Source organism: Longimicrobium sp. (assembly GCF_036280135.1).
GTDB lineage: Bacteria > Gemmatimonadota > Gemmatimonadetes > Longimicrobiales > Longimicrobiaceae > Longimicrobium.
The window spans coordinates 1-10,892 of record NZ_DASURI010001015.1 but is presented as its reverse complement, the minus strand read 5'-3'; the positions used below and the strand labels follow the sequence as shown (position 1 = coordinate 10,892).

Below are 10,892 nucleotides of genomic sequence, written 5' to 3'. Positions count from 1 at the left end.
GAGGGCCTGCTCCGCCTGCGGCCGCATGGCCTCGCGGAATTGCGAGAAGCGTTCCGCGTCCTCGCCCGTGCGCTGGCGGCGGCGGCCTTCCTGGTCGGGCACGTCGCCCGTCATGAAGTCCAGGTAACGGTCCACCATGCTGGCCGGCACGTCGAACGGGTTGGCCTCCACGATCTGGGCCACCAGCTCCTCGCGGGCCGTGTTGTCGGCGCGGCTGCGGCGGTCGTTCTCCAGGTCCGAGCGAACGCGGGTGCGCAGGGCGTCCAGCGTATCGAACTCGCCCAGCCCCTGCGCAAACGTGTCGTCCAGCTCCGGCAGCTCCTTGCGGCGGCCTTCCACCACGCGAATGCGCAGGCGCTGCTGCTGGCCGCGCTGCGCCTCGTCGGCGAAGTCCTCGGGGTAGGCCACGGTGAACTCGCCCTCCTCGCCCGGGGCCAGCGTCATGATGGCCTGCTCGATGTCGGGGATGGCCTGGCCCTCGCCCAGCTCGAAGCGGAACTGGCGCGCCTCGGGCTCCTGGCCCTCTTCCACGGCCTCGTCCAGGTCGGTGATCTCCACCACCACCATGTCGCCGTAGCCGGGGCGCGTGCCCTCGTCCAGGGGCAGCAGGTTGGCGCGCTCGCCGCGCGGGCGCTCCAGCAGGTCCGTCACGTCCTCGTCCGTCACGCTGTCGGACGGGCGGGTGACCTGGAAGCCGTCCAGGCGGGCCAGCTCCACGGTGGGCTGCACCTCGAACGCCACGTCGAAGTGCACGTCGCCCCCCTCGCCGTGGTAGTGCACGTTCTCCACCTGGCCCTGCGTGATGGGGGTGAGCCCGGACGAGCTCAGCGCCTCACGGTAGGCCTCCTGGATGACCCGGTCCAGGGTCTCCTGCTCGATGTGCGGCCCGAACTGCCGCTCCACGAGGGAAGAGGGCGTCTTGCCCTTGCGAAAGCCGGGCATCCGCACGCTGCCGGCCACCTTGGCGGCCACGGACTGGCGGATGCGGCGCACGCGCTCGCTGGGAACGGTGATGGAAAGCCGGCGGCTCCAGGAAGCGGGTTCCTGGACGTCGACGCGCAGCTCGGTCACGGGGGCGGTTGAATGCTCGGCCATCCGGCGCTTTCTATCTGCTGGAACGAACGTGTTGGTTGAGCGAGGTGCGAAAGGGGGGATTCGAACCCCCACGGCTTTTGGCCACTGGTTCCTAAGACCAGCGCGTCTACCATTCCGCCACTTTCGCGCGGGACGAACGGGCAAATATAGACCGCCCCCATGGGGGGGTCAACCGAAGCTGCGCGGCGTGCACGGCCGGGGCTGGCGCGGGGCCGCTTTTTCGGCCGGGCCGCCGGGGTTCGTGCACGCGTTTGAACCGCGGGGACAGGTTACAGGGGACAGCCCGCAGCTGCGACGCCCGCCCGACCTGTCCGCCGTTTTGCCGGCTCCGTCGCTCCCTCCGCACACTGATACACCGCGGGTTCCCCGTCGCGCAATCCGCCGCGCTGGGCGGGGGCAGCATCGCGCCGCGTGGCGGGCACGTGGGGGCGCGATACGGGCCGCTCCCTGGTCGAATCCCTCGTCGTAGTTTCGGCCGTCGAAACGCTCGCCTTTACGCGCGCGGCGGGCGTCCTTCGATGCGCATCCGCACGATTTGGGGAATGCCGTCTTCGTTCTGTACGATCGCGTACAGGTAGTTTCCCCGAATGCGCAGGCCCATGCTGCCCGCCACCTCCCTGGGCAGGGCAAGGCGACCCTGGTAGTGCCCCTCGGGATCAAAGACGTCAAGGCCACCCTGCTCCGCGTCTGCCGGCATGGACGGACGCACCCACAGCCAGCCCTGATCGTCCACGTGGAACGTTTCGAACAGGGGCTTGTGGTCTGGCACGCGCGACAGGTCCAGCTTGCCGCCCTGATCCGTGAACCACTTGTACAGGACGGGGATCGAGTCCATCTCCGCTCCCGTGACGGGCACGGGTGCGGACGCGCGCTCCACCACGCGCAGTGTGTCGCCGCCCGGCTCGTGCAGGACCAGCCGGTACCGGTCCGACACGCCGGACCACACACGTCCATCCGCGTCCAGAGCCCAGCTCAGCGAGGGGGTAAACGGCACACTCATGGACATGCGCGAGTTCCCCTGGGTCAGCTGGAAGGTCTCGCTCCTGAACGTGGGGAGGGGCATGGATTCCGTGCGTCCCGACACGGGGTCCACGCGCAGCAGCTCGGGTGCGCCGCCCTGGGGCAACGCGCCAATCCCCAGGTCCCACAGCCGCCCCTGCCGGTCGAAGCGGCCGGGCCAGGGTTGCACGTGCCCGCCGCGGCGCGGAACCGTCGTGCGCAGGGTGCCCGCCGTGTCCCACACGGTGTAGCGGGCGTTTCCGGCGTCCACCACCCACAGCGCTCCTTGCGGCCCCATGGTCAGCCCGATCGGCTGTTCCAGCTCGCCGGGCCCACCGCCTTTGCGGCCGAGTGTGCGCACGTGCGTGCCGTCTGCGCCAAACACGCGCACCTCTTTGGTTTGCGGGTCCATGACGTACAGGCGGCCGTACGCGTCCACTTCCAGTGCGGTCGGGTTCCCGAACACGTCCGGCCCCGTGCCATCCGTCTGGCCCAGGCGCAGGTCCTCCACGGCGCGCCATGCGTTCTTTTCCGTCCACAGGCCCTGCTCCGGGTTGTGGACGGCCACGGCGCCGTTTGGCAGCGTGTCCACGCGGATGGCGCTCGCCGCGCCGCCTTCGCCGCCGCAGGCCGCGAGGGCGATCAGCAGCGAGGGGACGGCGGCCCGGAAGGTCGGATGCGTGCTCATCGGCGGGGATCGGGAGGGAGTCGGCGGGCCGATTGGATGGGATCGGCCGGAAAGGCGGGACAGGTGGACAACAGGCTAGTGCGACGGCACGTCGGGAAGCAAGTGTTTTCGTTCGTTCTCCCGCGAGATCCGCCTTTTACGGACGCGATCAGGTATCCGGTATTCTGGACCTCACCGCAGAGCCGACGTCCGTCGCGCGCTGGAGCCGTTCGCTCCGCGCTCCGCCGCGCACTCCGGGAATGGAGCGCAGTTCAACCTCCCCCAGGGGTTGAATCCCACCGGCCGACAGAGCGAAATGCAGGCGCGAGAACCGGTTTTTTAGCGGCCGCACGCGCAACCTGCACGCCGAATCCCCGGCATCGCGCAGCCTGCAGGGCTTTGGTGACACCTGCGGTGACACCCTTTGACGCCCAGCCGCCGCCCCGGTCCCCCACGAACGAGCCCCGGCGGAACCGGGGGGGCCGGCGGGGTGGGGGATGATTCGTGAGCCGTCAGAGTGCACGGAGTTGCGGCGCCTGGGTTGAGTGAATGCCATGAAAACCGAAAGGTCCGGATTCCAAAGAATCGGGACGGCGGGCCCCGGGGGCGGCAAGCCCGCCACTTGCCCGCCGTGGTGGAACCGCTGGAAGGTACGGCAGGCTCGGGGGGGGGGACAGCCGCCCCCTCCCCGTTCGCCCCCGACCTTCCAGACCTTCGTCAGGGCTCCACCCAATCTGGGATATCTGTAGACGGCTCATCGGGGTCAGGAAGAACCAATAGAACGCATCGTGCGAATCTGCGAACCATCGGTTGATCGTTTCTCCTGAGGAGTTCCGCGACGGACCGCAAGCGCGCCTCCGCATCCTCGGGTATCCCCCCATTCACCCAATAGTCCGTAGCGTCGAACGGCAGGAACGTCGCCTCGCCGCAGACTTCACTGAGCGGTGACTCGAATGGACGCGCCGCTCTTGGGTTCTGGAACCCCAATCTGGGATCCACCTGAGACAGCGCCACTGAGAGTCCTAACACGCGTGCTTTGGGGTCTGCCGCACTCCGTTCGGCCAGGGCGATCCCAGCGTCGAACACGGCGGGGTCACGGATGACCAGAGTTAAGCGGTGCAGGAGCGCAAGCTTCTGGACGTCGGTCAACGACGCGGCCTCTCTGATCGCAGCCGCGACTTCCGGCACCAGTTCTGTAGCGCATTCTCGAAGGTGTGGGTGCTCAATTCCGCTGGCGAGGGTCGCAGTGAGAACGCCGTGACAGTGGCGTCCCTCACCTCTTTGCCCAGAGAGCGGGATGGCCCAACTGAGTAGTAGCAAAGCTATGCATGCAGTTCGCATCGTCGATTCCTCCGTCGACCGTTAGGGATTGAGCGGGTTGTTGTCGAAAGCGCACGGGAAGCTGGCTCGGATCAACGGATAATCGCTGCCGTCGAATGCGGTCTGCGCGGCGTGAGCGGGTCCCAAGGCGAAATGTTCGTAGATTCGATAGGCCCTGTCCTGCAGGCGTTCTTTCGGCACCTTGAACAGGGCCAGCGCCTCCAAGGCACGATCTGGTCGGTGCGCCATGAACGCCTGGTTCGCTACACCATAATGCGAGTTAGTGGCCTGGGTCACCCCCTCGTGACGTTCCACTTGCGAGCGAAGTTGTGGAACCTGTGCTTGCGTACAAGTGCCAGAGGGCGTCCCGTTCTGGTCATTGTACCACTGTTGGTACTGGGGCGATCCCCACGCGCCGGCAGCAGGGGGATACAGGGCGGGATGTGTCGCAATAGTGGCTCCCTTGCTGATGAAGGGAGGGCGGTCCACGAAAAACATCAATCCGGCATTCGGGCCACTCGCCACACTGTCTATGGGAGTTGAGAATGGGTTCAGGCCGTTCAGTGAGAAGTTGCCAAAGACCCCGTTTGTGGGAAACGGCTGCATGGCCCCGCGAATATGAGGGGACCACTCTGGAACTTGGGTGAGTTGGTAGGGAGCCCAGGTCCGCGCTGTGATTGTGTAGTTCCCCGTGCTGGTGAGCTGCGTTGTTGTACCTGCGTGCTGAACACGCACGACGAACCGAACTTGCGTCGCGAGCGCCGCCGTTCCCTCCCAAACGGAAGAGTCACCCGCCGCGACCACCTGATTAGGCGATTCGCTGAATGAGAACCCGCTACCGCGGGCACTGCGCGTGAGCACCGTCATCTCCGCAGCAGGGGCCACAGATGCCACGCAACGCACGTTCGCCCCGCGCAGCACGGGCGAGGGTGTGCAGCTTACCGAAAGGTGCGGCGGGCTTTCTTCCGTGCAGTCCGCTGCCAGGAGTGCCGCCACTCCGGCGGTGTTGCTATCGGCAGAACACGGCGTGGGTGCGGTCACGCTCCGAACGGTAACGGGCCGCCCTTCGACCCAGGCCGTTGCTTCCATCCTGCCCACCCCAGGCGGGGTGTAGCTGCACGTGAGCTGGAATCCGCACTCGTTGACCGGGATGTGCTCCGCACCGGGAACGCGTGGGTCGTCGCTCACGTCCTCCCCCTGGATGAACGTCCACGTCACCGCTCCGGCGGGCCAGAACTGGAAGTAATACGGGTCTCTCGGGTTGATCAGTTGCAATCCATGGAGCGGGACGACGGAATAGACCTTTGGACCGCCCGTGCCACCCCCACTCTCGACCACTTCAAGCGGGGGCGGAACGGCCTCGGCGCTGACCGAGTATCCACCCGAAAACGTGAACGCTGCAATGTAATCGTGCCCGGCCGCCCACCAGAAGTTTGCGGGAAGCATGACCCGCCCGGCCAGCATTCCCCCGGTGCTGGAGTAGAGAAGCCCAACGCCACCTCCACCCGACCCGCGCAGGGGCACGGGTGTCTCGCCCGTCCCGGTCCGCAGGATCACTTGTACGGGACCCACGGTCGATGGGAACGTGGACGAAAATGGGGAAAGCTGATTCGCCGTCTGGCAGGGCCACAGGTCGGTGGCCGCTTTGCCGCACTCATCGTTGAATTCGGACTGTACCGAACCGCTTGTGCGGACGATGATCCACGACCCGGCTGGAATTGGCGAGAACGGTTGGAACGGCGGGGCGGCCACATCGTTGGGGTGACTTGTCGGCGGTGGCCGCAAAAAGTTGCTCCCGAGCGCCGCGCCTGCCGTGTTCAGACGCGGGTTGTCCCGCGGCGCGGCGGACGGAGCCGGTGCCGTCACGTCGCGCCCATCGCACCCCGCCGCGAGGATCGCCGCAAACACGCCGGCCCCGAGTGATGGACGAATTCTGAGCCTGTTACCACGTAAGATGTTCATGTAGCCGCGTCCAGAATCTGAGGTTTTGCCTGCTCATCACGGATTGACCTTCTAACGCTGGAGCTGCCCTCCTTTCAAAGGGACAACGTGAATGCGCAAAACATGCGTAGTCTACCCGAAGCACTGCCGAGACGGGCGGTCGAGCACGCGTCGAAAGGTCCCCCCGATGTGTGCGGTTCTCGGCACAATCCCCGAGGATGGCATTGCATTCTGGGGTACTCTCCTAGTTGCAAGGGAGACGCGAAAATCTAAAACGTGCGTCACCGGCGGTTGTGAAATATGCCGGTCTGTCCTACCCCTCGTGTGAGTTTCCGGTTGTGCCAAGTTCAACCAACCACGCCGGCGCTTCTATCGCGCCTTCGGCATAGCCACCCGCCAGCACACGCGCGAGATGTGGGCGGACCTGCTCACAGATATAGTCCGGCAAGTCCCTTAGCAGGTGGTCAAGCTCCGCGGGTTGCAGCGGGCCAGGACCTTCTTGTTGAACGTACCAGTCGTGGAGAATGCGACGGACCTTCGGATGCGGCATCGCTCCGCTGATGAAGTTGTGTAGGGTGCTGTGGCCCAACCCGATCACCGACGCGAGTTTGCGCAGGCTGGACTTCTCCGCAGCCGCACGCACAGCTCTCCTGGTCTGCTTGACGTCCTCGTGACTGATCATCGGAGGAGGCGCGCTTCGCTGTTCTCGTGGCGGTGTGTTTTGCATTTTTAAGGGCGCGTGATCTGTTTGCTTGTTAGCTCAGGTGAGGTATCGCGGGTCATCGGCAGCCCGGATCATCCTTATCCACTGTGGCGGCATCCGGCGCGCACTGATGTAGAGCCGCTCCAACTCTTCCAGCAGGAAGAGACGACAGTGGCGCACCTGCTCCTCGGGTATGTCGTGCAGCAGTATGTCCAGCGCGTGCCTAGCCGCTGAACTACTATCGCTATTCTGACAGTGAGGGGCTTCGTTGTTCATTGCCCGGCCTCTGCACCGTCACCTTCCAGAGGTTTCCAGGCGCGGGCCAGGGAGTCGAGCGTCTTGATGATGCGTGGGTATTCGACTTCTGGGGCGAATCGCAGTGCCGCGCTGCGCGCGCGATCAAAGGACGTATGGTCGCACCGATCAACCGCGGCGTGCGCCAGATCCACGGCAGCGGCAAACGCGGCATTTTCCGTGATGGACTGGTCGTACAGCATCTGCGACGCACGTTCATCCGCTGTCTTGCTGAGCTTGGGTCGACGAGCAGCAGCAGCGGCCCGGGCCGTTATTGCAGCAATCGCCAGCGTGTCGCCAGGCGTGAGCTCGCCCACGGTGCGGAGACGGTTTAACGCACCAAGGGCCTGTACTGCATCACCCCGCATTATCCAGTGTCGTGCGAGATCGAGCAGCAGAGGCACGGAGCCGGGCTGCTCGGCTCGTTGGGCGCGATATGCGTCGTGGGCGTGGGTGTCCGCCTCGACGAGGAACCGATCGCGGGCGGCCGGGTCATCGGTGGCCCGCGCCCGCGCAAGTGCAAGTTGGAAGAACCCATGTGCGGCGTTCCGGCGCACAAGCGGGATGCCGATCCGACCGGCTGTGCGGAATGCGATGCGCAGGCTCTCCTCCGCCTCCGCGTGCTGTCCTTGGTCGAACTGGAGTTTTCCGAGCAGCGCATACGCGCTTCCGTAGGTACTCCAGTCCCCTGCGCGCCGGGCGACCGCGATCGTCCGGCGCAGCCACGTCTCAGCACGTGCCCCCTCGCGCAGCACCTGGGCACTGATCGCGGTCTGTAAGGCAGCTTCAGGAAGCATCGGGGCCGCAAGCGCCCCCGCTTGGGCGAACGCCAGCGCAGTTCTCGGTTGACTGCGGCCGCGCGCCCATGCGGCGATCGCGAGACATGCCCTTCCCATCATGTCCTCGTCGGCGTCGCCGGGCAGAGCGAGGATTGCCGACAGAAACTCCAGCGCGCACCGCAGATCTGTCGGCGCTTCATCGCTCAGCACGGCCAAGCGTTGCGGGCTGCACAACCCGAGCAGCCGGGGGCGTGTCTTCGGGGGAGAGGTGGCCCACAACGTCACGTCGTCAAGCGTGAGCCACAGAAGCAGGCCGACGCTGTCGGGCATTTCCTCAAGAATTGCGATCCCGTTCAGCTTCTCGCCGGGGCTCCGAAGGAGGGCGGACGGGATACACCAGCGGCGACGAGTGTCTTCGGTTCGCGTACGCGGCCGGGTCATTTTGCTAGTCTGCATCAGTTCCGGGCCTGCCCTCCAGCGGTCGCATCGCCTGGGATTTCGGGTGAAATTCTTGTCAGCCATAACTCATCGCGCAGCATGTCCTCGTAGGCGTCCATCGCTCCCGGTTGCGGCGTAACGCCCCGGTAGACGAATGCCCGGACTGCATCCAGCTTCTGCTCTGCACGCTCGGCGACAGCAGCAGCGCCTAGAACGCTGACCCAGCGAGCGACCTCCGGACGCATCTCGTCCGCGCGGGCTCTGCGAGCAAGCACTGATTGCGGCGGTAACCGCATGACACTCTCCTTGCGCTCGTTCCTGGTCCCCATTTGCTCCCGCAACCATTCCCCGTCGATTGCTTGGCCCACCGGGCCTACAGCATGGAGAGGCTTGAGTGGCAACAGATTACCCAAAGGCGCAAAGAGAGAGTTAGGGCGCACCTCGTCCGGTGATGCTGTGTTAGGTGTTGACGGGTAAATGCGTAGTGCTTTCTGGCGGCTCGCGTATGGTTATGATTAACTTGATGCGCTGTGTCAGCGTTTACGCCGCCCTTCTAAGGAGCACAGGATGAAAAATCTCCGAGCCCGCATCTTCGCTGTCTTTGCTACTGTACTGCTTGTTACAGCTGCATGCGGCGAGCAGACCCCAACCGTAACTGCCCCCGACGATGCCTCTTACGACGGGGGGTATACGTTCGGAGGAGGAAACAGGTCCGACACCACAACAGCAACGACCGCGTCCTCCGGCGGGGGCGCGGTCGCGAATTCGGGTGGCGGTTACACGTTCGGAGGAGGCAACTAGAGACGCTGTCGCTCCAAATCGGCTGCGTTTGCTGGGTTCCTGTTGGCTCCGGCTCCCCGACGGTCCGGAGCCAACCACCGCCGGAGCCGAACGTAGAACATTTTCTCGATCAGCTCGACCGTGTACGGACACGGTTTAGGGTTCTCTCGCTCAGGTGGCGTTCGCGCTTCGATGTCGGCAAGGAGCAGCCTTGCGTCACGCTCCACTGCCGCATCTCGAACCCGGCAAGCGAGTTGTTCGGCTCGTGCCGCGTGATCGGCAGCTAGGTTCCACTCGCCGAGCGACCGCGCGGCATGTGCTAAGTGGACAAAGCTCGCGGGGGCGTACTGCAGATACGTTGTGGCAGCTTCCAAAACCTGCTGCGCTGCTGAGTGGGATTGCTCTCTCCGTCCGCATGCAGCGGCGGCACGTGCCAGACCACTCTGCACCAGCATGCACTCTTCCGGCTTACGAATCGCGGGGGCAACCTTTTCCAGCAGAGCGAGAGCCGAGTAGAAGTAACAGTTATGAATTAGCAGAAAGGCGAAGTCGTGCGCCAAGTACGGGACGCGGCGATCAAATATGGGATACAAATTCAGCGTCTCGCGAACCTCATCTAGTCCAGACTCAAAACTGCCCCGTTCGGCCTCCAAGGCGAAGATATAATGTCGGGCTACGGCAGCTTGTCGCCGCTTGCCCGTCCTATACGCGCGGCGGCTCGCACGATCATAGAAATCTCGAGCGTCATCCAGCCTGCCGAGGTCCTTGTAGACAGCTCCCCTCCCGAGAAGAGCGCGGATTGCTTCCGAGCGATTCTTCGCGCGCACCGCTAACCTCAAGCCGCGCCTGTACCAGAGCGTCGAGCGCTCATGTAGGGCGCAGCGTCGACAAGCCCACCCTGCGTCATTCGCGTAAGTGGGGCTCTCTGGAACCAGATAAGCGGCCATTTCCGCGAAGTGCGCTGCGGTGCCTAGGAGAGACTCTCCCTCGCTCCACCCCCACACGCTGTAGCAGGCCTCGCCCACTTCGCCCGGCGTCATCTCTCCGGGCTGCATCCGTAGACGCAGGAATGTCCTAGTGGCCGGTAGCAATGCGGGAACAATTCGCGACGCACGCAACAGCCGAGCGCGTGATCGATGGTTCCGGTTACCGAACAGCCGCTCGCGTCGGTGGGCATCAATCCACTGGTGTATATCGCGCAGGGCTGTCCAGAGCGCCGCACAAACCTCGTCCCGGTCGTCACCGAAAGGGTCGTCTAGAATCTCTCTTCCATCGAATGACACGCCGTCTCCCCGCCGGCGCCTGGGTGCCACTGGGATTGGGCCAGTACTCGGTTCCGAGATCGGTGTTACCACTAGAGTTCCCGTGCAGAAATCAAGTAGAGCCTCCCTCCCACTCAATCGGACAAAATACGCGTATCGTCTGAACCGCGCCATATCGGCGAAAGGGAGCCGGTAAAGGGCTTGAGGGGCGGCTGGGGAACGCACTGTGTGGCGGGGACAGAACGCAATTCCGAGGTGCGAAGTACGTCCGTCGAGAGCCGAACAGCGAACGCAGGATACGTATGGTGCTAGCACCATACCGTCCCGGCCGCTGGCGCGGCGGGCCGTCCTGCCGCATTCGCGCTGCGCGCTTCAAGCGGGAGGACGCGCCCCCCGGCTGGGGGCGTCAGGAGCCGTCGATGGACGCACAGGGGAGCAGGAAGAAACGCCGCCTCGCCGGGCTGTACCCGGTGCCGATCTTCGTCCGCGCGACGGAGGACGAGGCGCGGCAGATCGACCGCAACGCGAAAAGGGCGGGGCGAAACCGTAGCCGGTTTCTGGCGGAATTGGGCGCGGCCGAGGGCTCGGCCGACAAGCTCCCCGCGCCGCCGTCG

Annotated in this window: 6 protein-coding genes and 1 tRNA gene; 1 reads left to right on the top strand and 6 read right to left on the bottom strand. The window is 65.0% G+C overall.

The genetic code is table 11. The annotated features are described in order from the left end of the window. The 6 genes from tig to VFZ20_RS32620 form a co-directional block, all read right to left on the bottom strand. A partial coding sequence (gene tig / locus VFZ20_RS32645; protein WP_329688172.1) for a trigger factor occupies window positions 1-1,095 on the bottom strand: 1,095 nt, incomplete at its 3' end. Between the two features lie 45 nt (window positions 1,096-1,140). Beyond that, window positions 1,141-1,222, bottom strand: a tRNA-Leu gene (locus VFZ20_RS32640). A 366-nt stretch (window positions 1,223-1,588) separates the two neighbouring features. Continuing rightward, window positions 1,589-2,782, bottom strand: a complete 1,194-nt coding sequence (locus tag VFZ20_RS32635) for a hypothetical protein (protein ID WP_329688171.1) — start codon at window positions 2,780-2,782, stop codon at window positions 1,589-1,591. A gap of 1,341 nt (window positions 2,783-4,123) precedes the next feature. Next, on the bottom strand, window positions 4,124-6,043 hold the full coding sequence (locus VFZ20_RS32630; protein ID WP_329688170.1) for a hypothetical protein: 1,920 nt from the start codon (window positions 6,041-6,043) through the stop codon (window positions 4,124-4,126). A gap of 292 nt (window positions 6,044-6,335) precedes the next feature. Next, window positions 6,336-6,704 (bottom strand): hypothetical protein, encoded by a 369-nt coding sequence (locus VFZ20_RS32625; protein ID WP_329688169.1) that lies wholly within the window; start codon window positions 6,702-6,704, stop codon window positions 6,336-6,338. A gap of 293 nt (window positions 6,705-6,997) precedes the next feature. Next, window positions 6,998-8,320 carry a hypothetical protein gene (locus tag VFZ20_RS32620; RefSeq protein ID WP_329688168.1) on the bottom strand — a complete coding sequence of 441 codons (1,323 nt, stop codon included), beginning with the start codon at window positions 8,318-8,320 and terminating at the stop codon, window positions 6,998-7,000. Between the two features lie 2,377 nt (window positions 8,321-10,697). Between VFZ20_RS32620 and VFZ20_RS32615 the strand changes: the two genes are divergently transcribed. Next, a partial coding sequence (locus VFZ20_RS32615) for a hypothetical protein (RefSeq protein ID WP_329688167.1) occupies window positions 10,698-10,892 on the top strand: 195 nt, incomplete at its 3' end.

Bases quoted from the DNA above. Each gene is read 5' to 3' on its own strand.
- VFZ20_RS32635 (WP_329688171.1), bottom strand. From the start codon at position 2,782: ATGAGCACGCATCCGACCTTCCGGGCCGCCGTCCCCTCGCTGCTGATC.
- VFZ20_RS32630 (WP_329688170.1), bottom strand. From the start codon at position 6,043: ATGAACATCTTACGTGGTAACAGGCTCAGAATTCGTCCATCACTCGGG.
- VFZ20_RS32625 (WP_329688169.1), bottom strand. From the start codon at position 6,704: ATGATCAGTCACGAGGACGTCAAGCAGACCAGGAGAGCTGTGCGTGCG.
- VFZ20_RS32620 (WP_329688168.1), bottom strand. From the start codon at position 8,320: ATGGCTGACAAGAATTTCACCCGAAATCCCAGGCGATGCGACCGCTGG.